This window comes from Rasiella rasia (genome assembly GCF_011044175.1).
GTDB classification, from domain to species: Bacteria; Bacteroidota; Bacteroidia; order Flavobacteriales; family Flavobacteriaceae; genus Marinirhabdus; species Marinirhabdus rasia.
In genome coordinates, this window is the sequence record NZ_CP049057.1 from 2680182 (window position 1) to 2703406 (window position 23225).

Here is a 23225-nt window from a genome sequence, read left to right on the forward strand (position 1 = left end):
GCATGAAAAAAATACTTTGGGCTATTGTCCTTCTCTGCACGCTATCTGTAACAGCCCAAAGCATTAAAGTGCGAGGGGTTATAAAAGACACGCTTTCTCAGCCCTTAGAATTTGCCAATGTAGTAGCTACTGTTACAAGTAATGGCACCATAGAATCGTATGGAATCACCAACGAAAAAGGGATGTACCAATTAGACCTTCCTAAAGGCGAAAGCTACACCTTAAAAGCAAGTTTTTTAGGTTTTGAAACTCAAGAAAAAAGTGTAACAGTTGGCGAAGATGACGACGATAGAACTCTAGATTTTATTCTGAAATCGCTCGCAGCCGAACTAGACGGCGTTGAAATTGTCTATGAAATGCCAGTGACTGTAAAAGGAGATACCATTGTATACAACGCCGACAGTTTTACCACAGGTGATGAACGCAAGCTAGGAGACGTAATGGAAAAATTACCTGGGGTTGAAATTAATGACGATGGTGAGATACAGGTAGAAGGCAAGACAGTTCAAAAAGTAATGGTAGAAGGCAAAGATTTTTTTGATGGCGATTCAAAATTGGCAACAAAAAACATCCCAGCAGACGCAGTAGATAAAGTAGAAGTGCTTCGAAATTATAATGAGGTTGGACAAATGAGAGGCCTGGGGAATGATCAAGATAATGTAGCAATTAATATTAGGCTGAAAGAAGGGAAGAAGAATTTCTGGTTTGGAGAAGTTACAGCCGGAGGTGGTGTTGTAGGTGAAGAGGAGGTAGGCTATTTAGCACATCCCAAACTGTTTTACTATAGTCCAGAATACAGTTTGAACTTTATAACAGATTTTAATAATATTGGGGAAGTGCCATTTACTTTCAGGGACTATTTTAATTTTACTGGAGGCTTCCGAAATTTTAATCGTGGAGGAGGAACGACATTTCAAGTAAGTGAAAGTGACCTTGGTTTTGCTGTTGCGCAGAACAATCGTGCCAATGAAATAGAAACTAAATTCCTTGCAGGAAATTTCAGCTGGAAAGCAGGGAAAAGTCTTGATGTAAGTGGTTTCGGGATCTTATCAGACAATCGCACCAATATCGTAACTAATTCTATTCGTCAATACATTGCTTCGGGAACTACAGAAAATACCGCTAGTACAAGCGATCAACGTAGCCAATTGGCCATGTTAAAATTGAGTAGCGTATACAAGCCAAACACCAATTTGCAGATAGATTACGACGCGTTGGTAAAAACATCTAAAGTTACCGAGCAAGACAATACACTATCTCAATTTGAAGGGGTATCTAACAATATTGAAGAAAATTTGGAGAATAAACCTGCGTCTATCAATCAGAATGTAAATGCATACTATACATTAAATGACAAGAATATTTTCGCTGGGCAAGTTCAACATTTGTATCAAGATGAAGATCCATTTTATAATGCAATTACCGATATTTTACCATTTGCAGGAATTATACCGGCAGACACAACACAAAATAGATTTAATACCAACCAACAAAAAAACATTATCACCAACAAGCTTGATGCTAAGGTAGATTACTACTATGTTTTAAATAATACCAGTAATCTTAATTTTACCTTGGGTAATACATACAGCAATCAGCTTTTCGACTCAAGTATATTTCAAGTATTAGACAACGGAAGTCAGCTTAATTTTAATGCTACACCAGCCATTCAAGGAACTACTTTGCCATTGGTTAACGACGTAAATTATACGTTCTCTGATGCCTTCTTAGGAGCCCATTACAAGCTTAAAACTGGAAAATTTATAATTACTCCTGGGGTAACGCTTCATAACTACAACTTAAAAGACAACCAGTTGGGCACCGAAAACACGCAAAACGAATGGAAAGTATTACCCGACTTTAATGCTATTTTTAATATTAAGAAAAGTGAGAGCCTTAGGTTTAATTATGCAATTACAGCACAGTATTCTGACGTTAATGATTATGCTGAAGCGTTTGTGTTTAGTAATTATAATAGGCTGTTTCGCGGAAATAGGAATTTAGAAAACTCATTGTCTCACACGTATAATTTAACCTATTTCAGTTTTAATCTGTTCAATTATACCAATGTAAGTGGAAATGTAAGCTATTCACGTAGTATAAATGGCTTTAAGAGCAATACAGAGCTCATTGCTATTAACCAAGTAAGTAGCCCGTTTAACATTGATAGCAATTTTCCAGATGAAACAATTTCTGCCTTCGGAAGATTTAGCAAGCGTGTCAAGAAATTGCAATTTAATCTACAGGGTAATTTTGCGCTAAACAAATTTAACAACCTTATAAACAATCAAATTTTAGAAAGTGAAAGTATCACTCAGAGTTATCGAGGGAGTGTGCGAAGTAGTTTTAGAGAATGGCCTAATTTTGAAGTAGGGTATAGGCTTACCGTAAACAACTATGATAATGGTGGTAACGCGCAGATATTTTATACACAGCGCCCATATGCTAACGTAGATATCAACTTCTTAAAAGATTTTACCCTCAGCGCCGAGTGGGATTACTATAATTATTCAAATGATGAGCGTACTGTAGAAAATACCTATTCGTTCTTTAATGCCAACCTTTATTACCAAAAAGGCGATAGTCCGTGGGAGTTTAGAATACAGGCAGATAATATATTAGATACCGAATTTACAAATAACGATAGCTTTAGTGATCAATTTAATACTACTTCGCAATATTTTGTATTACCAAGAATTATGATGCTGGTAATTAAATACGATTTGTAATCGCTTAAATTTCAGTATTAAACGTAAAAATAGGGCAACTGCCCTATTTTTTTTTATGGTTTCCCGAGTTAGTTTTATCATGTAAAAATCTAATAATATGAGACAGCTAACTTTTTTAATTTTATTCGCAACAGGATTCATGTTTGCTCAGGAGTATCCAATGGGTATGGACTGGGACGAAGAATCGTACAGAAGCATACCCTACAAAGCTCAATTCACGAGTGCTACCTACGAAGACCTTCCAGCATCAGTGTCATTAGCTAAGTGGGCGCCAACTCCTGGTAATCAGGGGCAATATGGTACTTGCGTTGCTTATGCTTCGGCATACGGGCTACGAACTATGATGCTCGCCAAAGATATGAATATTACGAACCGGCAAACCATTACAGACAATGCCTTATCTCCTTCATATGTGTACTCACTTATTAAAAAAGAAGATGATATTGCCTGTAACAAAGGAGCAAATCCAAAACTAGGACTAGAAGCTTTAAAAGTAGCGGGTGCTCCTAGTTTAAAAACGCTTCCGTATCAGTGTAATCCAAGTATTACTAAAGAAGCCCAGATGGAGGCGATTGACTATAGAATTAGAGATTACCAAACGCTCTTCTTCTTCGATGCTCAGGATCCTGGAGTAAAGACAAATACAACCAAAAAAGCACTTACTGAAGGGTATCCTGTTTTGCTAGGTATGAAATTACCTGAAAGTTTTTTTAGCGCGAAGAAAGTTTGGCGTGCCAAGCCAGAAGATATTGGTACTACAGCAAAAAAACACGGATATCATGCAATGGTAGTTATTGGTTATGATGATAACTATGAAGGCGGTGCATTTCAATTACTAAATAGTTGGGGTACAGCCTGGGGAGATGGCGGATTTATTTGGGTGCCGTACACCGAATATGAAGAATGGGCTATGGGTGCTTTACAGCCGTATAGCTATTATAAAAAGAAGGAAGAGACAAAACCAGACGTAAAGCCAAACCCAAATCCGTCACCGGTTCCTAAGCCAGATGTTGTGCCAGATCCAGATCCTAACCCTATTGCTGGGGAATTACCAAAAGGAAGTCTTCGATTTGTCACAAATACAGGTAGTGCAATGGAGGTGAGCCGTACTTCAACACGTAATTTGGTAGTTGAAGATGATATAGAAGGAGAAGATCTAGTAGCTTATAGAATGACTAAGGCTTATGCTTCTGGAACTCGATTTCGATTCTTTTTGAAAAATGAAAACGAAGGATATATTTATGCTTTTGCAACAGATCTTACCCAAAAGATTAATAAAATCCTTCCTTATGATGACGGTATGTCACCGTTAATTGGCGGAAACTCTGAACTGGCTTTTCCAAGTGAGAAGAAAGTTATTAGAATGGATGACAATCCTGGAACCGACTACTTGCTAATATTATTTAGCCAGCAAGAATTAAATCAAGCCGAACTCCTATCTAAAATGCAACAAACTTCAGGGGGGCTAACTTCTAAGATTAAAGCAGCTTTAGGTGATAAATTAATAGATAAGAGTCAAGTTAAGTATCAGTCTGGAAATCCTGGTTTTGAAGTTAAAGAAGGAGCGAATGGCTATGTAGTGCCATTAATGGTTGAAATAACTCACAAATAGTATGAGACAGTTCATAAAAATACTAGGATTGCTATTGCTAACCTTTTCAGCAGTGGCACAAGATAAAGATATTGTTGTTCAAAGTATGCATGCAGAAGGGTCTACCTTTGCGCTTTTAGATAACAAGAGAAATCTATTGGTTACCTATGGTTACAAAGACCAAACATTAAAATTTTGGAACCGAGACACAGGGTTTTTGTATCATACAGAAGACCTAGGTGGCTACGGAAATGATTTTGAAATTAACACTATACATGGTAAAACATATGCACTTGTAAGCAATACAGTGCTTGTTTATGATAATACTTCGTTTAAAGAAATAGGTCGCTACCCACTTGGAAGAATTCATGCCATGCACTTTCACCAAACAGGAGGTGAGGGGTATTTAATGGTCTATGCAGATGATGTAAATGGTGCAAAAGCATTGTACATTTTAAACGAAGAATCGCAGGAGTTTGTTTCTACTCAAGTTCCTGTATTTCCAGGTGAAGGAGAAATAAGCCATTTTGAGATTAATAGTACCAATTCACATTTATGGATTGCTACTAATTTTATGGAAAATTATTTCTATTCATTTGCCACGGGTGAATTTATAAATACGAAAGATTACGTGCTTGGCCTTATGGATGACGGTGATGCTATGGTAGGAGTGTATTCGTATAACGAGAAAAAAGCATCTTTTTACAGGTATAATTATTTTACGAAAGAAGAGCAATGGGTGCAAACCTTACAGGTAGATTTACCGTACGCAACGGTAACCCCTTACAGAGGCGATCTTAAAATGAATTCTGATGGTAAATCTATGTGGGTTGCTCCTGGAAGTAGTTTACTTGTAGAGCTTGATGCCAATTCTGGCTACATCATGGGAAAGATTTATCGCGAAGAAGAAAAGCGAGCTATGTTAAGTGATGGAGATTTATTGTACGTACAGAGTGGCGTAGAAAAGCCGTACGCAAAATTTAAGCGATACGAAGCACAACCCATCACCGAATTTGGATTTAACCTTTTAGAAGCAAGTAATATTGGAGCTTTGCAAAACAACGATGGAACAGAATTGGTTGCCACAGATTATTACGGACATCCCTATTCTTTTTTGTTTAACCAAGCAACAACACGATTTACGAAATACGCCTTCGAAAACCCAAATACAGTTCAATACAACAAGTTATTGGTAGATTCTCAAAATAAAAGGTTTTATGCGATTCCAAATGCCAATTTGCCTATCCGCATGCTGGAAACTGGAAAACCTAACAGCGTAAAATCGTTGCTAAAAAATGTAGGGAATGTACAATACTACGATTTTGAACCAGAGAAACAACTAATGGCTTCATTAGGGGGTGGTGCACTTCGTATCGTTGATATAGCTAGCAATTCAGAATCTTTTATAAAATTAGTAAGCAGTGAAGTGCCCTACGGTAGCCAAATGGTAGACCTTTCTCCTTCAGGAAATTTTATATTGTATTCAGAACAGACTTCAGCTGGAGATGTAACCACTGGACAATCTATAACTTACTTCGATTATGTAACTAAGCAAGAACTTTGGACTAAGACCGAGCGATATAGTGGTGCGTTTCATATTAATAATGGAGCAGAGCTATTACTCATTAATGGAGGTGCTCAGCAAGTTGAAATTGTGGAGGCTCGCACGGGTACAATTAAAAGAACTTTTCCTATAGATCAAGGTAAAGAAATAAAGATGGGTGCACTTTCACCTAATGCCGAATACCTTGTTTTTACAGGCTATCAGCTGCCAACTTCTGTATATGAGGTGAAAACTGGGAAGCGTGTAAATCAGTTTAAAAGTGCCATGTTCGATTATTTCGAGGAAGGTTTTGTAACAGAAACTATTGTGGCTGTTCCTGCTTCTGGAGCTATAAAGTTTATAGATATCTTGAATAACAAGGAGGTCTTAAGAATGTACATCTTTCAAGATGACGAATGGATTGCGCATACCCCAGACGGATTGTTCGATGGGTCTCAAGGAGCCTGGAATAGGGTAGCGTTTGCAAATGGCAATCAGAGTATTCCTCTAGAAAGTGTGTTCGATAATTTTTATACCCCGCGACTGTTGCACAAGGTGCTAAAAGGGGGAAAATTAGACATACCGAAAAGAGATATTAAAAACTTAAAAAAGGCTCCAACAGTTTCTATGACCTACAAAGAGGGAAGTAGAAATTTAACAGTCGAAGATGACGCTCAAACAGTAACTACCCAAAGTGGAACTGGTGAAATAACAGTAACTGCCAATGCAAATGGAGACAGAATAACAGAGCTTAGATTATACCAAAACGGTAAGCTCTTACGTAATAACACTAGAAATTTAGTGGTAGAAGATGATGTGCCAGTAAATGGAAATAGCAAAGTGTATTCGGTAAAACTTGTTGAAGGTCTAAACCAATTTGTAGCCATAGCAGTAAACTCTCAGAATACAGAAAGTAGACCAGATAGATTAGAGGTTGTGTACCAACCTGCAAAGTCAGATTACCAACCAAAAGGAATGCAGGCGCATATTATGGTAGTGGGTATAGATACCTATAAAAACCCTAAATACAATCTTAATTATGCAGTAGCAGATGCAAATAGCTTTATGCAAAGCATACGCGATGGTGTAAAAGATATTACCTCAAAAGTAAATGTATATGAAGTGAAAAATGATCAGGCAATACGAGACAATATTATTTCCAAGTTTACAGAAATTGCAAGTACCTCGAATCCGCAAGACATTTTTATCTTTTATTATGCCGGACATGGGGTAGTTTCACAGGATGCAGCAAAAGAGTTTTATCTTGTTCCACATGACGTTACCCAGTTGTACGGAGATGATGGAGCACTCAAACAAAAGGGAGTTTCAGCAAAAGAATTAAAACAAATATCTAGTGGTATTCCTGCCCAAAAGCAGTTGTTTATTCTTGATGCCTGTCAGAGCGCGGGCGCTCTTAATAGTGTGGCTCTTCGTGGTGCTGCAGAAGAAAAGGCTATTGCTCAATTGGCGCGAAGTACCGGAACACACTGGCTTACAGCTTCAGGAAGCGAACAATACGCTACAGAGTTTGACGAACTTGGTCATGGCGTGTTTACGTATGCTTTGCTTGAAGCACTTTCAGGAAAAGCAGACAGTGGCGACAAGCGAATTACCGTAAATGAGATAAAGGCTTATATTGAAAGTAGAGTGCCTGAGATTTCAGAAAAATATAAAGGAAGTCCGCAATACCCTTCAAGCTTCGGGTTCGGACAAGATTTTCCTGTAGGGGTAAAACAGTAAAATAATGTATGGTTGTTAATAGCAGCACGCTTTTAGTAAGTAAAAGGCGTGCTGCTTTTTTGTATCTTTCTGAAAACTTCCCACCATGCGTAAGATTGTTTTAGGAATCATTATTTGTCTTGTAATTGTCTTCGGATTGCAGTATTGCGAGCATCAAAAAGAGGCGCGTGAGCAGCTAGATGCAGATACGGCACTTATTGAGAAACAGGTTAAAAATGTAGGAAAACTCATTGTAACCGAAGGAAGTTATGCGCAGGTTTTTACATACAAGGATACCGAGAAGTTATTAGGCTTTATAGACGCCAACAAGAAGGCGTTGGTGGTTGTAAATGCAGAGGCTACTATCTCTTACGATTTAAGTAAAATAGTAACCGAAATAAAACCAGAGATTCAGACAGTTATCATTTCTAACATACCCGAAGCAGAAGTAAAGATTAATCCCAATATTGAATATTATGATGTTACCCAAGATTATCTAAATCAATTTGAAGCGGAAGATTATAACGCTATCAAAAAGAAGGTCGAGGCGTCACTCCGAAAAAAAATAATGGCAAGCGATTTAGTCTCAAATGCAGAGAATAGACTCATTTCTGAATTACAGAAAATCTATATTCTTACCAATTCTATGGGTTGGACCTTACAATACAATCAAACCACTATCAATACCGAAGCAGGATTTGAAAAGTTAGCGCTGTAGTTTTTGCTGAAGTGACTTCCAGCCACCACCATTGATAGCTTCAATTCCTTGTTTTTCTAGTGTTCTTGCAGCACTACCACTGCGTCCGCCACTTGCACAATAGGTAATCACAGGCTTGTTCCATTTTTTTATTTCTGAAATTTTAGCTGAAATTTCCTGTAGCGGAATATGTTTAGCACCTTTAATATGTCCGCCATTCCATTCGTTTACGGTACGCACGTCTATGATGATAGCACCACGTTCTTTAAACTCCTGAATTTTGTTTGATTTGTTGCCTGATAAAAAACTAAATAATCCCATGTGTATTGCCCGTATGTTGGGTTCCTTATTAAATGTTTATTGTTCCAAAAGAGTTAAGCCGCCTTCAATTAAATGCGCTACCTCAGGTTTTTTTTCTTTTAATTCTTGTAAATACTGTAAGATTTCCGAAGAAAGCGTTAATTCATATAATTCTAGCGAGAGCAGCCAATCATCTGGAAACGTGGTTGTAAGCTGTTTAAATAGCGGCTCAAAATCTGAAAATTTGTAGGTTTCATGCCCTTCTAGTCGTTTTTCACGAACGTGCTTATACAAATTATTCAATGTTTTTAGATTGCTACTCATTTCGGTACTATCACCTAGGCTGCTTAGCTCATGTACCACTAAATCAAATGATAAAAAATCTGCAGCACCAGCAAAAGCTGAGACAATTTCTTTACCCACAGCCATGTCAAAGTCTCCGTCTTCAGGAGAAAATAAGACTTCATCTTTATACGTAACCAAACAATCTTTAAACTGTATTAGCATTAGCTCACCTTTTAGGTTTCTCATACCTGTTACGTTCATTCCCTTCACTTTAATGCCGCTCTCAAACTCGAACGCAATGGGCTTTCCGTCGTAAAAATTATAGGCAGCCAAATCTCTGGGTCCCATATTTTCAATAGCAAGATTAATACCTTTCAACTTCCCTAGCGGAGATCTAAATCCGTTGGTGTGCCTAGAAATTCCGTGGCCAATCACTTCGGTTTCTCTATATGCCAATGCTGTGTTTCCATGCGTTTCAAAATAGACTACCTCGTTGTCTTCATTGCGTATCATTCGTGTAAAAACCCCTGAAATCTGAAGTCCTGTAGAAATCTCAATGGTACCAAGCTGTTTGCTTTCTATTAATTTGTTTAATCCGCGCCAACCACCTTTTCTAACAGCCATGGTATTAGCAAATTCTTCTAAAACTTCTTGTAGATACGCAAAGTCTGGCGTGACGTATAATTGAGGTTGTGGTTTTGTTATGTCAAAATCTTGATAGGCAGCATGAATTGAATAGGGTATTTTTTTTACTTCTTTTTTCATACAAGAAGCGCTTTCACCTATAGATGAAAGCAAACCTGCACCATATATTTTTGGATTGTCTACGGTACCAACAAGACCATATTCTACGGTCCACCAATGTAAGTTTCGTATGAGCGCAATTTCTGACGGAGTAACTTCTTTATTCTGTAGTGTTTCAACCCATTTTTCTGCGACTTCTATCTTTTCATGTGGTGTTCCCTCTGCTTCTTTAAGGATGGATAATTCTCGAACAGCTTCATACAACTCCATGTCGTGTGCGCTAGAGATAGCTTTTGCTCCAATTTCTCCAAAACGCCTTAAGTATTCTGCATAATCTGGACTAGCAATTATGGGCGCGTGCCCGGCTCCTTCATGAATAATGTCTGGGGCTGGTGTGTATTCAATATTTTCTAATTGGCGTATGTCACTCGCAATTACTAGTACTTTATAGGCTTGAAACTCCATAAAGGCATTAGGAGGTATAAAGCCATCTACAGCAACTGCAGCCCAGCCAATTTCCTTTAAGATACGGTTCATGCCATACATAGATGGTATTTCATCTATAGAGATTCCTGTTTTTTGCAAACCTTCTACATAGCTTTCATGCGCAACATTGCTTAAATATGCTACGTTTTTTCGCATTACATAACGCCACACCGCCTGATTAATCGGGGTGTAATGCTCATAGTTTTGAGGCTTTATATACTGCTTTAAATGTGGCGGCAGTCTGTCTAGCAATTCATTGCTTTCTATGCGAATTTCAGTCATAGTTCAAAAGTAGGAAGTATATCTTAAATTGTACTAATTTCTAAGCAATAATGGTGTCTTCCAATCTCGATTCAAAACTAGTACCTTTACTGCACCAATAAAACAAATGACTCGTAAGCAAGAAATAATTCAGGTAGCTGCATCTCTTTTCAAAGAAAAAGGGTACAGTGCTGTTTCTATGCGAGACATCGCACAAGCCATGAATATAAAGGCCGCGAGCTTGTATAATCATATTGATGGTAAACAAGAAATCTTGGCAACTTTAATCGTTGAGGTAGCAATAGAATTCACGCAGGCTATGAATCAGGTTATATCTGAACGTATTTCAGCCATAGAGAAGATTGAAAAAATTATCGGATTTCATATCGACATTACAGTAAACTATGCCGAAAACATCGCAGCTCTCAACAACGATTGGATGCATTTGGAAGGAGAAGAACGAAATAGCGTGGTCAAGATGCGAGAAGAATACGAAGAAAATTTCCGCAGTATTATTAAAACAGGAATAAAAGAGGGAACTATAAAAGCGCATCATCCAGAAGTGCTACTTTTTTCAATTCTTTCTACACTAAGAACCTTGTATCTCTGGAATGAGAAGCGAGGTAAAATGGATGTAAACATCCTAAAAAAAGACATGGTAACTACCTTAATTTATGGCATTGTATAAGGCTATAGGCAGGCAATGTTAAAGGGTTTGTAAATCTAACTAACAATCGTTAGTTTTGTAATACTTAACGTAAAAACTCAGCGCGTGGCGAATTTTCATAATTTACGAGTGAAGAACATTTACAAAGAGACAGAAGATTGTTCTGTGCTAACGTTCGAGGTGCCTTCGGAAATATCTGAAGCATTTCATTTTCGTCAAGGCCAACACCTCACGTTAAAAGCCGATATAAATGGAGAAGACGTACGCAGATCTTATAGCTTGTGCTCAAGTCCAACCGATGGTGAGTGGAAGGTGGCAGTAAAGAAAATATTGGGAGGAAAATTTTCAACCTATGTTAATGATGTATTACAATCGGGAGATGTTCTCGAGGTAATGGAGCCTAGCGGGACTTTTGGAGTAGAAGTTGCACCAAATAAAGCCAAAAACTATCTTTTCTTCGCAGCAGGAAGTGGTATTACTCCAGTTTTATCTATGATTAAATCGCATTTAGCTGCCGAAACCCAAGCAACTTGCAAGTTGTTTTATGTGAATAAGACAGCAAAATCAATTATCTTTAAAGAAGAATTAGAACAGCTTCGTAACCAGTACTTTGGAAGACTAGAGATTTACTATTTCTTAACCAAAGAACGTCGAGATATCGAACTTTTTAATGGTCGTTTTAACGACGAAAAGATGGAGGTGCTCACTAAAACTTTTATCGACATTCCAGATACAAGTGAAGTGTTTTTATGTGGACCAGAAAAAATGGTCAACTACGTATCTGCCTATTTAATTGCCGCAGGCCTGCCTAAAGAGTTAGTGCATTTCGAGTTGTTTGTAACAGGACTTTCAGAAGAAGATATTGCCCGCCAAGAGCGCTTGGCACAGCAAAATGTAGAAGGAACCGAAGTGGTAATAGTAGATGGAGGTAAAGAATTTCAATTTACCATGACAAAAGAATACGATAATATTCTTGATGCCGCACTTGGAGCAGGGGCAGATTTACCCTTTGCCTGTAAAGGCGGTGTTTGTAGCACTTGTAAATGTGAAGTTGTTGAAGGCGCCGTAGAGATGAAAATTAATTATGCTTTAGACGATAAAGAAGTTGCACAAAACTTAGTACTTAGTTGCCAAGCAGTGCCAACAACAGATAAGGTTAAAGTAGATTTTGACGTATAGAAGACAGCTTACGCAATAGTGTTTAGCTTAAAGTAAAAAATTATGAGTGATAAAGAAATTAAAAGCCTAGAAGCAATTTTTGAAGCCCGTATTGCACGTGACGAAAAGATTGAACCAAAAGATTGGATGCCAGAGAAGTATAGAAAGACACATATTCGTCAGATTTCTCAACATGCACACTCCGAAATCGTAGGAATGCTACCTGAAGGAAATTGGATTTCTCGAGCACCTTCATTAAGACGAAAAGCGGCTTTATTGGCAAAAGTACAGGATGAAGCAGGTCATGGACTTTACCTATACGCTGCTTGCGAAACCTTAGGTGTTTCTAGAGACGAACTGTACGATCAACTGCATTCTGGCAAAGCAAAATATTCGTCCATTTTCAATTACCCAACCGTTACTTGGGCAGATATGGGCGCCATAGGCTGGTTAGTAGACGGTGCCGCAATTATTAATCAAGTGCCATTATGTAACACTTCTTTTGGTCCATATGCTAGAGCAATGGTGCGAGTATGTAAAGAAGAAAGTTTTCACCAGCGTCAAGGCTTTGAAATAATGCTAAAGCTATGCAACGGAACACCAGAGCAAAAGGAAATGGCGCAAGACGCACTCAATAGATGGTGGTGGCCTAGCTTGATGATGCTCGGACCTACAGATGCAGAATCCATTCACACAGAACAATCTATGAAGTGGAAACTGAAAAGAAAAACCAATGACGAACTACGTCAGCAATTTATAGATCAAACAGTACCGCAAGCAGATTTACTCGGAATTACAGTGCCAGATCCAGATTTAAAATGGAATGAAGAAACAGGACACTACGATTTCGGTGAAATTAATTGGGATGAGTTTTGGCAGGTGGTGAAAGGACATGGCCCGTGTAACAAGAAAAGAATGAAAGATCGCGTAAATGCTTGGGAAAATGGTGCTTGGGTGCGCGATGCTGCCATGGCATATGCAGAGAAGAACGAGAAAAGAAAACTTAAAGAAGCAATCTAAAATTATGAGTAAGAATTGGCCCTTATGGGAAATATTTGTACGAAGTAAAAATGGTCTAGAACATCGCCATTTTGGAAGTTTGCACGCGTCAGATGCGGCTATGGCACTAGAAAATGCACGCGATGTCTACACGCGTAGAAGTGAAGGTGTTAGCATTTGGGTAGTAGAAAGTAAGCATATTACAGCTAGCAACCCCGCAGATAATGGGGAGCTTTTTGAACCTGCTCAGGATAAAGTATACCGTCACCCAACGTTCTACGACCTGCCAGACGAAGTGAAACATATGTAAATGTAACTTGTTTGTCTCTTTACACCCAGTCTAAAGTTTTAGACAAACACAGCACAATTTTGAATGAAAAATCAACATCTTTTCAACTACATCATCTCCATCGCAGATAACAGCCTAATTCTAGGTCAACGTTTGGGAGAACTCTGTGGCCATGGCCCAACACTAGAAACCGACATTGCAGGTACGAACATTGCACTAGACCTTATCGGTCAGACCCGAAATTACTATCAGTACGCAGCAAAGATTCAAGGAGGAGGAAAAACCGAAGACGACATCGCTTTCTTGCGCCTTGAAAAAGAATACAAAAATGTATTGTTGGTAGAACAACCCAATACACACTTCGGGTACGTAATGGGACGCCAGTTTTTGTTCGATGTGTTTCACCTTTTATTTATGAACCAACTTATGCAAAGTAAAGACGACACCTTAGCTGCAATAGCAAAAAAAGGAGTAAAAGAGGTGAGCTATCACAAACGATTTTCTAGCGATTGGATCAAACGATTGGGAGATGGAACGCCAGAGAGCAATGCCAAAATGCAAGAAGCAATAAATGATCTATGGGCTTATACAGACGAGCTTTTCGACCAAACAGAAGCAGATAAAGCCATGGCTTCTGAAGGAATTGCCGTAGACACCACAAAATTAAAAGAATCCTATTATAAGGAAGTTTCCGAAGTCCTAGAAGAAGCAAAACTCACGGTGCCAGAGCGCAAATATTTCACCCGCGGAGGGAAAAAAGGAGTGCATAGCGAATACATGGGTTATATTTTAACAGAGCTGCAATACATGCAACGTACCTACCCAAATATGGAGTGGTAACCAGTCTAAAACGTGACTATAGCTCAGGCAAATATCGACGCACATCTTATTCCAGTCTTGGAGCAAGTAAGTGATCCCGAAATTCCAGTGCTTACGGTTCTCGACTTAGGCGTAATTAGAGAAGCCGTAGAAGTGGCTGGTGTTGTACAAATAAAACTTACGCCAACCTATAGTGGTTGCCCAGCAATGGATGTTATAGGAGATGACTTAAAAGCAGCCTTTGCTGAAATTGGAAAAGATGTAGCGGTAGAACTAGTGCTAGCACCTGCATGGAGTACCGACTGGATTAGTGAAGCGGGATTGCGAAAGATGGAAGAATACGGCATCGCAAGACCCTTATCTGAAACAGCAGACAAAGAGGTCCTGCTCGGAAATAAAAAATTAGTAAAATGCACCAATTGTGGTAGTACAAATACCCACATGGCGAGTCAGTTTGGCGCTACGGCATGTAAAGCATTGTTTAAATGTGATGACTGTCAAGAGCCATTCGACTATTTTAAATGTTTAAAATAATTTGGGCGTTCTCTATAGTACTCACTTCGCACGCCTCAGTGAGTACCAAAGAGCCGGGCTTTCGGTGGTACACGGTACCTTACCTCAATCCCTAACGCAGAATTAGTATACAAATAAATTGCCCTAAAAGGGATTATAATATGAGCAGTATAACAACACAAATAGAGCAAGGTGTAGCGACCATAACACTAAATAGACCAGAAGTGTTTAATAGTTTTAATCGCGAAATGGCGCTTGCACTTCAAAGAGAGCTAGACACCTGCCAGTCAGATAACAATGTAAGAGCGATTGTGCTAACGGGAGCAGGAAAGGCGTTTTGCGCTGGCCAAGACTTAAAAGAGGTGACCTCTCCCGAATTAAACCCTGGTTTTAAAAAAATTCTGGAAGAACACTACAACCCAATTATCACGCGTATTAGAGCTATTGAAAAACCCATAATAGCCGCTGTGAATGGAGTAGCTGCAGGAGCAGGAGCAAATATTGCCTTGGCATGTGACATAGTTGTAGCGCATGAAAAAGTAAGTTTTATACAAGCATTTAGTAAAATAGGCTTAATCCCAGATAGCGGCGGGACATTCTTCCTGCCACGATTAATCGGATTTCAAAAAGCGTCGGCACTCATGCTGTTGGGCGATAAAGTTTCTGCAGAGCAGGCAGAACAGTTAGGAATGATTTATAAAGTTATTCCTTCAGAAATTTTTGAAGGAGAAGTAATGGCACTAGCAAAACACATGGCACAAATGCCTACCAAAGCATTAGGAATGACCAAAAGACTATTAAATATCACAATGACAAATTCGTTAGAAGAGCAGCTAGAGCTGGAAGGTAAATTGCAAATCGAAGCAGCTCAAAGTAACGATTATAAAGAAGGGGTGACCGCTTTTGTAGAAAAAAGGAAACCAAATTTTATAGGAAATTAATTAGACAAGCCACTTCTAGCGCCTAGCAAAACATATAGCTGGATAGCAATAGAGGTTAATTCAATAGATCTAACACAAATGACAATAAAAAATATAGGTGTAATTGGAGCAGGAACCATGGGTTCTGGGATTGCGCAAGTAGCGGCAACTGCTGGTTGTGAGGTAAAACTATTCGATTTAAATCAAGCCGCCTTAGATACCGCAAAAGCAAGTCTGGAAAAAATAATGAATCGATTGGTTGAAAAAGGCCGTATTAATACAGACGAAAAAACGAGAATACAGGCTAATATTACCTACGTAAACTCGTTACACGAACTCGCCGATAGTAATATGACAATTGAAGCTATTGTAGAAAACTTAGAGATAAAGAAAAAGGTCTTTCAAGAATTAGAAGGGTATGTAGATGAGCAATGCATTATCGCATCCAATACTTCTTCACTTTCAATTGCCTCTATAGCTTCTTCACTTAAAAAACCTGAACGTTGTGTGGGGATTCATTTTTTTAATCCAGCTCCACTAATGAAGTTGGTTGAAGTAATTCCAGCAATCCAGACTAGTACAGAAACGCTTAAAATTTCCGAAGAAACCATACAAAGTTGGGGTAAGACAGTTGCCATAGCCAAAGACACTCCAGGTTTTATCGTAAACCGAGTAGCACGCCCCTTTTACGGAGAAGCATTGCGAATTTACGAAGAAGGAATTGCCAACTTTGCAACCATAGACCACGCCATGAAAACTGTTGGCGGATTTAGAATGGGACCCTTCGAGTTAATGGATTTTATAGGTAATGATGTAAACTATACAGTTACAGAAACCGTGTTTTCAGCATTTTATTTCGATCCGCGCTATAAACCGGCATTCACTCAAAAGCGCTTTTCGGAAGCAGGGTATTTAGGAAGAAAATCTGGGAAAGGTTACTATACCTACAATGAAAAAGGTCAGGTAGTTGCTAATGAAGCCAACATATCTAACGACGCAACATTATTACAAAATATCTTTGAACGCATCTTGGTAATGCTAATTAACGAAGCCGCAGACGCCCTGTTTTTAAATATCGCCAATGCCGAGGCTATAGACAATGCTATGACTAAAGGCGTAAACTATCCAAAAGGACTCTTAACTTGGGCAGACGAAAAAGGAATTGATTGGTGTGTTCAAAAAATAGACGAATTATATGATGAATATCACGAAGATCGTTACAGATGTTCTCCTTTGCTTAGAAAAATGAAGAAACAAAATAAAACCTTCTTTTAATGAAAGACGAACAAATACCATATAAAATGCTCTCGCAAGATGCCTATAGCAAATGGTTAGGTATCGAAATTTTGGAGTGCAAAGTCGGTCATGTAAAAGTAGGAATGACAGTGCGTAAAGAAATGCTAAATAGCATGAACAAAGCCCACGGGGGTATTACCTATTCTTTGGCAGATACTGCCTTCGGATTTACAGCAAATACGCACGGAAAGTACGCTGTTTCTATAGAAACGAGCATTAATCATATAGAGGCGTTAAACGAGGGCGATTATATTACAGCACATGCCACTGTAGACCTTCAGAAAACTAAAGTTGGTTTTAATGTGGTAGAGGTTAAGCGAGACAACCAATTGGTGGCACTTTTTAAGGGTGTGGTATACCGTACATCAAAAGATTGGACAGAATAATAGGCTATGAGAGCAAAAGCATTGTTAGGAATTTTATTGATAATCTGTACATTCAGCTTTGGTCAAGACATAGACGAAGTTGAGGTGGAGATTGAAGAAGAAATAGAAGAGGTGGCTGCTAACGAGATCATTGTTTTTATTACAGTTGCCACAGATTTGTATCCAAAAACATACCCAGCACCACACGATAATGGGTATTGGTCAGAAGATGGGAAAGCATTTTTAAAAGCTACATACAGATCTAACTCCTATACCGATTTTAAAGAATATATAAATACTGAGATTTCGGGAATAAAGACCATAGAATCTAAAGAAATTGAACTTGGCGGACTGCAATTTATGTATAAAAAAATGGAACAAGACAGAGCGGGTGAACTCGTGGAGATTGTTTCATATATTAAAAAGAATAATGAAACCAGTGTACTAGAAGTAGGCGGATTTTTCCCAAAAGGAACGGAGTCAACATACAAATCGGCTATTGAAAACGCGGCGATTTCAGCAAAACTTATAAAAGAATGAAACAAGCATATATTATAGATGGAGTGCGAACTCCAATTGGAAGCTACAAAGGAACCCTAAGCGCAGTACGAACAGACGATTTAGGCGCGCACGTTATAAGGGAAGTGGTAGAGAAAAATCCTAACATTCCAAAAGATGCCTACGACGATGTGATTATGGGGTGTGCCAATCAAGCTGGAGAAGACAACCGAAATGTTGCACGTATGTCATTGTTATTAGCAGGACTGCCATTTACAGTGCCTGGCGAAACAGTAAACAGATTATGTAGTAGTGGCCTCTCAGCAATTATCCACGCCAACAGAGCAATTAAAGCTGGTGATGGTGACATTTTTATCGCTGGAGGAGTGGAGAATATGACACGCGGGCCTTACGTAATAGCAAAACCTTCTAGCGCCTTCGGAAACGATAGTAAGATGTACGATTCTTCTTTTGGATGGCGTTTTGTAAATCCAAAAATGCAAGAGCTGTACGGGACAGACGGCATGGGAAATACCGCCGAAAACTTAGTAGAGAAATACAATATTTCGCGAGAAGATCAAGATGCATTTGCATACCATAGCCAAATGAAAGCTTCAAAAGCACAGCAAAATGGAAGACTGGCAAAAGAAATAGCTCCGGTTTCCATTCCGCAGCGAAAGAAAGATCCTATTGTGTTTGCGCAAGACGAATTTATAAAACCAGGTACTACCAAAGAAATTCTTGCAAAATTACGACCCGCCTTTAAAAAAGAAGGAGGTAGCGTTACTGCAGGAAATGCTTCAGGGCTCAACGATGGCGCGGCGGCTACCATAATTGCTTCAGAAGATGCAGTAAAGAAATACAACTTAAATGCGCTAGCTCGCATCGTGAGCTCGGCTGTTGTAGGTGTAGAACCTAGAATTATGGGTATTGGTCCAGTAGAAGCGAGTAACAAAGCCCTGCAAAAGGCTGGACTTACCATGGCAGATATGGACGTAATTGAATTAAACGAGGCTTTTGCGTCGCAAGCACTTGCCTGTATTCGAGCGTGGGGCCTTGATGACAACGACCCAAGGATAAACCCCAATGGGGGCTCTATTGCAATTGGTCATCCTCTCGGAGTTACAGGTGCCAGAATAGCCTATTCTGCCGCCTTAGAATTACAAGAAACAGCTAAAAAGTATGCGCTAATTACCATGTGTATTGGTGTAGGGCAAGGATATGCAGCAATTATTGAGAATGTGAATGTTTAGGGCGTTACTCGCCGCGGCGAGTCGTGCTTTCGGCAGTCGCTTCGGCCTGCGGCAGAGAGCTCCAACAATGCCTCAATCACTAACGCAAATAAAAAGTAAATGAATAAAACGCAACATTACGTACAAGGAACTTGGCAAAATGGTCAGGGAGACGGAACACTAATTCATGATTCGGTAACGGGTGAAGCTTTTACGAGTGTAACGGTAAACGGATTAGATATTCCATCGATTTTAGAATACGGTAGAGAAAAAGGGAATGTTCTTCGCAAAATGACGTTTCAAGAACGAGGTAATATGCTAAAAAGCCTAGCGCTGTACCTAACCAAAAGAAAAGAGCAATTTTATGAATTAAGTTACCGCACAGGAGCAACCCGTGTTGATAGTTGGATTGACATTGAAGGTGGTTTTGGTAATTTATTTGCCAATGCCTCTCTACGAAAATTGTTTCCTAACCAAAGCTATCATGTAGAAGGAGACCCAATCGATTTGTCTAGAGGAGGTCGCTTTATGGCACATCATATTATGGTGCCAAAACAAGGCGTAGCAGTACATATTAATGCCTTCAATTTCCCAGTGTGGGGTATGTTAGAAAAGTGCGCCGTAAATTGGATGGCGGGAATGCCAGCTGTTGTATTACCTGCACCACAAACAGCCTACTTAACAGAAGCCGTAGTCAAAGAAATTATTGCATCGGGCATTTTACCCGAAGGAGCTTTGCAACTTATAAGTGGAACCGCAAAGAATATTTTAGAAACGGTAACTTCTCAAGACGTAGTTACGTTCACCGGATCTGCCAAAGTTGGAAAAATCTTACGCCAACACCCTCGTTTAACCGAAGAATCTGTTCCATTTACCATGGAGGCAGATTCGTTGAATGCTTCGGTTTTAGGAGAAGATGCAGTGCCAGGAACACCAGAATTCGATTTGTTCATTAAAGAAGTGCGTAAAGAAATGACCGTGAAGGCCGGACAAAAATGTACTGCAATTCGCCGTATTATTGTCCCCGAAAAACTCACCGAAGATGTGCAAATAGCATTGGGTAAACAACTAGACAAAGTTATCATTGGAGATCCACGTCTTAAAGAAGTACGCATGGGTGCCTTGGTAAGTCAGCAACAACGTGAAAGCGTGCGTGAACAAGTTGCAAAAATTTCAGAAACTGCAGCTATTGTCTACGGGAATGTAGATCATTTAGATACACTAGGAGCAGATTCAGAAAAGGGTGCATTTCTTAAACCTATTCTACTGCGCGAAGACCATCCCTTTAAAAATGAAGCATGCCATACTACCGAAGCTTTTGGTCCGGTAAGTACGCTTATGCCTTATAAAAATTTAGATGAAGCCATTAAACTTGCCCAAATGGGAAAAGGTTCCTTAGTGTCTTCTATCGCTACAAATAATGATGCTATTGCCAAAGAATATGTGGTTGGAGCTGCATCACATCACGGACGAATTTTAGTGCTAAATAGAGAGAGTGCTAAGCAGAGTACTGGTCACGGTTCGCCGCTACCAGCGTTGGTACATGGTGGTCCAGGACGTGCCGGAGGGGGAGAAGAAATGGGTGGTATGCGCGGTATAAAACATTATATGCAACGTACCGCTATTCAAGGAAGTCCTACAACCCTTACTGCTGTAACTGGAATTTACCAGCCTAAAGCAGCTTATAAAAATACCGAGAAGCATCCATTTGCCTATCACTGGGAAGACATCCAGCCCGGTATGTCGCTTAAAACTCACAACCGAACCGTAACAGATACCGATATTGTTAACTTCGGAAATATTACGTGGGACCATTTTTATGCCCATACAGACATTACTTCTTTAGACGGTAGCATCTTCGAAAAACGAACTGCCCATGGGTACTTCATTATATCGATGGCAGCAGGACTGTTTGTGTACCCAAACAAAGGACCCGTAGCAGCAAATTATGGATTGGAAGAAATAAGATTCTTACGCCCAATTTACCATAATGATACATTATACGTACGGCTTACCTGTAAGCAAAAAGTAGATAGAGATTCACGAGGACAAGAACACCCTAGTGGTATCGTTAAGTGGTATGTTGAAATTTTTGATGCCAATGTAGATGCAGCGAACGCTACTTTACCTGAAGGTGCCGAAAAAGAAGACTCATTGGTGTGTATTGCAACCATTCTTACTATGGTTGAAAAGAAGCAAACCGTTTTTGAAGAAATGACCACTGAAAAGATTCGAGCTTGTCTCAGTAAACTTTCAGTAGACACCACACCAAAATGGGGAATTATGACACCGCAGCATATGGTAGAACATCTAGAATATACCTATAAAATTGCTTCGGGAGAGATTCAGGATTTTGAAATTTCAACACCTGAAAAGTACGTAGATGTTGTGCATGACAGTTTGTATAACTACAAGAAGTTTCCGCAGAACTCTCAATTTCCGCAATTAGAGAAAGATACTTTGGCACCCTTAAGACATCCAGACCTAGAAACAGCTAAAATGAAATTTTTAGAGCAGCGTTTTACGTATTTGCAGTTTTTTAAAGAAAACCCAGATGCAGTTTTAAAGAATTTAGTTTTCGGAGAATTGAATAGATACGAGTCGTATTTATTGGAACGAAAACACTTAAATCATCATTTTGAACAATTTGATTTGCTCTAAGTAAATATTGTATGGTCAAGCGTAGGTGAGACCTTTAAAGATCCTATTAAATTAAACCGAATGTGCGTTACAGTCGCATTAACAAGTTAAAAACAATGACTAAACCTTACGTAAAAGAAGAAGTAAAGAACGGAATTTCAACCATAGAATTCTTTCACCCAGCGCATAACAGTTTGCCAGGAGATATTCTCGAAAAGCTGCGAAAAACAATAAAAGAAGCAGGAGAAAATGATGCCGTTAAAGTAATCATCTTAAAAAGTGGTGGTGATCGTACGTTTTGCGCAGGAGCCAGCTTCAAAGAACTGATTAATATTAATGACGCAGAAACAGGGCGCGTTTTTTTTAGCGGCTTTGCCAATGTAATCAATGCCATGAGAAAATGCCCTAAATTTATAATTGGACGTATTCAAGGTAAAACCGTAGGCGGGGGAGTAGGAGTGGCAAGTGCCACAGATTACTGTATGGCAAGCAAATTTGCAGCAATTAAATTAAGTGAACTAAATGTCGGGATTGGTCCTTTTGTTGTAGGGCCTGCAGTAGAACGTAAACTTGGTTTAACAGGAATGAGCCAAATAGCAATAGATGCTAATAGTTTTTACGATGCCGAATGGGCAAGACAGAAAGGTCTGTATGCCAGTGTGTATGAATCTACAGAAGCGTTAGATGAAGCAGTGCAAGCGTTTGCTGAAAATTTATGCAATTACAATCCGGAAGCCATGAAAGAAATGAAGAAAATTATGTGGAGTGGTACCGAAAATTGGGACGAATTGCTCGCCGAACGAGCCGTAATCTCAGGACGTTTGGTGTTGAGTGATTTTACCAAAGAAACGTTGAAAAGGTTTAAATAATGATTTATAGCTTTAAAGGACATATACCTATTGTTCACGAATCTAGTTTTGTGCATCCGCTTGCCGCTGTAACTGGTAATGTTATAATTGGTAAGAACTGCTACATAGGTCCAGGTGCAGCCATTAGAGGCGATTGGGGAGAAATTATATTAGAAGATGGGGTAAACGTACAAGAAAATTGTACGGTTCATATGTTTCCGGGTAAAAGTATTGTACTTAAAGAAGGCGCGCATGTTGGGCACGGAGCCATCATTCATGGAGCCAATTTAGGAGCCAACTGCCTTATTGGAATGAATAGCGTAATCATGGATGACGCCGAAATTGGTGATGCGTGTATTGTTGGTGCTATGACGTTTGTGAAGGCCGAAAGTAAATTTGAAAAGCGGCAATTAATTGTTGGTAATCCCGCAAAGGCAATCAAGGAAGTTTCAGAAGAAATGATTGCTTGGAAAACTGCAGGCACAGAATTATACCAGCAGCTACCAACCGATTGCCATGAGAGTCTAATGGAAGTAGAACCGCTACGTGAAGTTCCTGAGAGCAGACCTGTACAAGAAGATTTTTATAAGACGCTTTCAGAAATAAGAGCAAAAAACAGAGAATAA

The 23225-nt window shown here is 39.2% G+C and carries 20 protein-coding genes; 18 read left to right on the top strand and 2 right to left on the bottom strand.

What is annotated here, in order from left to right; all coding sequences use genetic code 11:
* Positions 1–2 precede the first annotated feature (2 nt).
* The 4 genes from G5B37_RS11955 to G5B37_RS11970 all read left to right on the top strand — a co-directional run bounded on the left by G5B37_RS11955 (position 3) and on the right by G5B37_RS11970 (position 8300).
* Complete coding sequence (locus tag G5B37_RS11955; RefSeq protein WP_164680259.1) at positions 3–2729, top strand: TonB-dependent receptor; 2727 nt, start codon at positions 3–5, stop codon at positions 2727–2729.
* A gap of 97 nt (positions 2730–2826) precedes the next feature.
* Complete coding sequence (locus tag G5B37_RS11960; RefSeq protein WP_164680260.1) at positions 2827–4341, top strand: C1 family peptidase; 1515 nt, start codon at positions 2827–2829, stop codon at positions 4339–4341.
* Between the two features lies 1 nt (position 4342).
* Positions 4343–7603, top strand: a complete 3261-nt coding sequence (locus tag G5B37_RS11965) for a caspase family protein (protein WP_164680261.1) — start codon at positions 4343–4345, stop codon at positions 7601–7603.
* Between the two features lie 85 nt (positions 7604–7688).
* On the top strand, positions 7689–8300 hold the full coding sequence (locus G5B37_RS11970; RefSeq protein WP_164680262.1) for a DUF4230 domain-containing protein: 612 nt from the start codon (positions 7689–7691) through the stop codon (positions 8298–8300).
* On the opposite strand, the gene G5B37_RS11975 is transcribed toward G5B37_RS11970, so the two are convergent.
* Together G5B37_RS11975 and G5B37_RS11980 are read right to left on the bottom strand one after the other, a co-directional pair.
* Entirely contained in the window at positions 8289–8600 is a 312-nt protein-coding gene (locus tag G5B37_RS11975) for a rhodanese-like domain-containing protein (RefSeq protein WP_164680263.1), read from the bottom strand. The two genes, G5B37_RS11970 and G5B37_RS11975, sit on opposite strands and share 12 nt — an antisense overlap.
* 36 nt (positions 8601–8636) lie before the next feature.
* Complete coding sequence (locus G5B37_RS11980; RefSeq protein ID WP_164680264.1) at positions 8637–10376, bottom strand: aromatic amino acid hydroxylase; 1740 nt, start codon at positions 10374–10376, stop codon at positions 8637–8639.
* A 106-nt stretch (positions 10377–10482) separates the two neighbouring features.
* On the opposite strand from G5B37_RS11980, the gene G5B37_RS11985 reads away from it, so the two are divergent.
* From G5B37_RS11985 to G5B37_RS12050, 14 genes are all read left to right on the top strand, one after another.
* The gene (locus G5B37_RS11985; protein WP_164680265.1) at positions 10483–11043 is read left to right on the top strand and encodes a TetR/AcrR family transcriptional regulator; all 561 of its coding nucleotides are present in this window, start codon (positions 10483–10485) and stop codon (positions 11041–11043) included.
* A gap of 84 nt (positions 11044–11127) precedes the next feature.
* The gene (locus G5B37_RS11990) at positions 11128–12201 is read left to right on the top strand and encodes a 2Fe-2S iron-sulfur cluster-binding protein (RefSeq protein ID WP_164680266.1); all 1074 of its coding nucleotides are present in this window, start codon (positions 11128–11130) and stop codon (positions 12199–12201) included.
* A 42-nt stretch (positions 12202–12243) separates the two neighbouring features.
* Complete coding sequence (gene paaA, locus G5B37_RS11995) at positions 12244–13200, top strand: 1,2-phenylacetyl-CoA epoxidase subunit PaaA (protein ID WP_164680267.1); 957 nt, start codon at positions 12244–12246, stop codon at positions 13198–13200.
* A 4-nt stretch (positions 13201–13204) separates the two neighbouring features.
* Entirely contained in the window at positions 13205–13489 is a 285-nt protein-coding gene (gene paaB, locus G5B37_RS12000) for a 1,2-phenylacetyl-CoA epoxidase subunit PaaB (RefSeq protein ID WP_164680268.1), read from the top strand.
* Positions 13490–13552: 63 nt separating this feature from the next.
* A complete protein-coding gene (gene paaC / locus G5B37_RS12005) occupies positions 13553–14308 on the top strand; it encodes a 1,2-phenylacetyl-CoA epoxidase subunit PaaC (RefSeq protein WP_164680269.1) in 756 nt (251 codons plus the stop codon).
* A gap of 12 nt (positions 14309–14320) precedes the next feature.
* A complete protein-coding gene (gene paaD / locus G5B37_RS12010) occupies positions 14321–14821 on the top strand; it encodes a 1,2-phenylacetyl-CoA epoxidase subunit PaaD (RefSeq protein WP_164680270.1) in 501 nt (166 codons plus the stop codon).
* Between the two features lie 140 nt (positions 14822–14961).
* Entirely contained in the window at positions 14962–15741 is a 780-nt protein-coding gene (locus G5B37_RS12015; RefSeq protein ID WP_164680271.1) for an enoyl-CoA hydratase-related protein, read from the top strand.
* Positions 15742–15819: 78 nt separating this feature from the next.
* The gene (locus tag G5B37_RS12020) at positions 15820–16995 is read left to right on the top strand and encodes a 3-hydroxyacyl-CoA dehydrogenase NAD-binding domain-containing protein (protein WP_164680272.1); all 1176 of its coding nucleotides are present in this window, start codon (positions 15820–15822) and stop codon (positions 16993–16995) included.
* Positions 16995–17402, top strand: a complete 408-nt coding sequence (locus tag G5B37_RS12025) for a PaaI family thioesterase (protein ID WP_164680273.1) — start codon at positions 16995–16997, stop codon at positions 17400–17402. Before G5B37_RS12020 ends, G5B37_RS12025 begins: the two co-directional genes overlap by 1 nt.
* A gap of 6 nt (positions 17403–17408) precedes the next feature.
* Complete coding sequence (locus tag G5B37_RS12030) at positions 17409–17921, top strand: hypothetical protein (protein ID WP_164680274.1); 513 nt, start codon at positions 17409–17411, stop codon at positions 17919–17921.
* Entirely contained in the window at positions 17918–19132 is a 1215-nt protein-coding gene (gene pcaF / locus G5B37_RS12035) for a 3-oxoadipyl-CoA thiolase (protein WP_164680275.1), read from the top strand. The genes G5B37_RS12030 and pcaF overlap by 4 nt, the downstream gene beginning before the upstream one ends.
* Positions 19133–19231: 99 nt before the next feature.
* Complete coding sequence (paaZ, locus tag G5B37_RS12040) at positions 19232–21772, top strand: phenylacetic acid degradation bifunctional protein PaaZ (protein WP_164680276.1); 2541 nt, start codon at positions 19232–19234, stop codon at positions 21770–21772.
* 95 nt (positions 21773–21867) lie between these two features.
* Positions 21868–22620, top strand: a complete 753-nt coding sequence (locus tag G5B37_RS12045) for an enoyl-CoA hydratase/isomerase family protein (protein ID WP_164680277.1) — start codon at positions 21868–21870, stop codon at positions 22618–22620.
* On the top strand, positions 22620–23225 hold the full coding sequence (locus G5B37_RS12050) for an acyltransferase (RefSeq protein ID WP_164680278.1): 606 nt from the start codon (positions 22620–22622) through the stop codon (positions 23223–23225). The genes G5B37_RS12045 and G5B37_RS12050 overlap by 1 nt, the downstream gene beginning before the upstream one ends.

Bases quoted from the DNA above. Each gene is read 5' to 3' on its own strand.
- pcaF (WP_164680275.1), top strand. From the start codon at position 17,918: ATGAAACAAGCATATATTATAGATGGAGTGCGAACTCCAATTGGAAGC.
- G5B37_RS11965 (WP_164680261.1), top strand. From the start codon at position 4,343: ATGAGACAGTTCATAAAAATACTAGGATTGCTATTGCTAACCTTTTCA.
- G5B37_RS11980 (WP_164680264.1), bottom strand. From the start codon at position 10,376: ATGACTGAAATTCGCATAGAAAGCAATGAATTGCTAGACAGACTGCCG.
- G5B37_RS11985 (WP_164680265.1), top strand. From the start codon at position 10,483: ATGACTCGTAAGCAAGAAATAATTCAGGTAGCTGCATCTCTTTTCAAA.
- G5B37_RS11975 (WP_164680263.1), bottom strand. From the start codon at position 8,600: ATGGGATTATTTAGTTTTTTATCAGGCAACAAATCAAACAAAATTCAG.
- paaZ (WP_164680276.1), top strand. From the start codon at position 19,232: ATGAATAAAACGCAACATTACGTACAAGGAACTTGGCAAAATGGTCAG.
- G5B37_RS11955 (WP_164680259.1), top strand. From the start codon at position 3: ATGAAAAAAATACTTTGGGCTATTGTCCTTCTCTGCACGCTATCTGTA.
- G5B37_RS12030 (WP_164680274.1), top strand. From the start codon at position 17,409: ATGAGAGCAAAAGCATTGTTAGGAATTTTATTGATAATCTGTACATTC.
- G5B37_RS12050 (WP_164680278.1), top strand. From the start codon at position 22,620: ATGATTTATAGCTTTAAAGGACATATACCTATTGTTCACGAATCTAGT.
- G5B37_RS12025 (WP_164680273.1), top strand. From the start codon at position 16,995: ATGAAAGACGAACAAATACCATATAAAATGCTCTCGCAAGATGCCTAT.
- paaB (WP_164680268.1), top strand. From the start codon at position 13,205: ATGAGTAAGAATTGGCCCTTATGGGAAATATTTGTACGAAGTAAAAAT.
- paaA (WP_164680267.1), top strand. From the start codon at position 12,244: ATGAGTGATAAAGAAATTAAAAGCCTAGAAGCAATTTTTGAAGCCCGT.
- G5B37_RS12015 (WP_164680271.1), top strand. From the start codon at position 14,962: ATGAGCAGTATAACAACACAAATAGAGCAAGGTGTAGCGACCATAACA.
- G5B37_RS12020 (WP_164680272.1), top strand. From the start codon at position 15,820: ATGACAATAAAAAATATAGGTGTAATTGGAGCAGGAACCATGGGTTCT.
- G5B37_RS11970 (WP_164680262.1), top strand. From the start codon at position 7,689: ATGCGTAAGATTGTTTTAGGAATCATTATTTGTCTTGTAATTGTCTTC.
- G5B37_RS11960 (WP_164680260.1), top strand. From the start codon at position 2,827: ATGAGACAGCTAACTTTTTTAATTTTATTCGCAACAGGATTCATGTTT.
- paaC (WP_164680269.1), top strand. From the start codon at position 13,553: ATGAAAAATCAACATCTTTTCAACTACATCATCTCCATCGCAGATAAC.
- G5B37_RS12045 (WP_164680277.1), top strand. From the start codon at position 21,868: ATGACTAAACCTTACGTAAAAGAAGAAGTAAAGAACGGAATTTCAACC.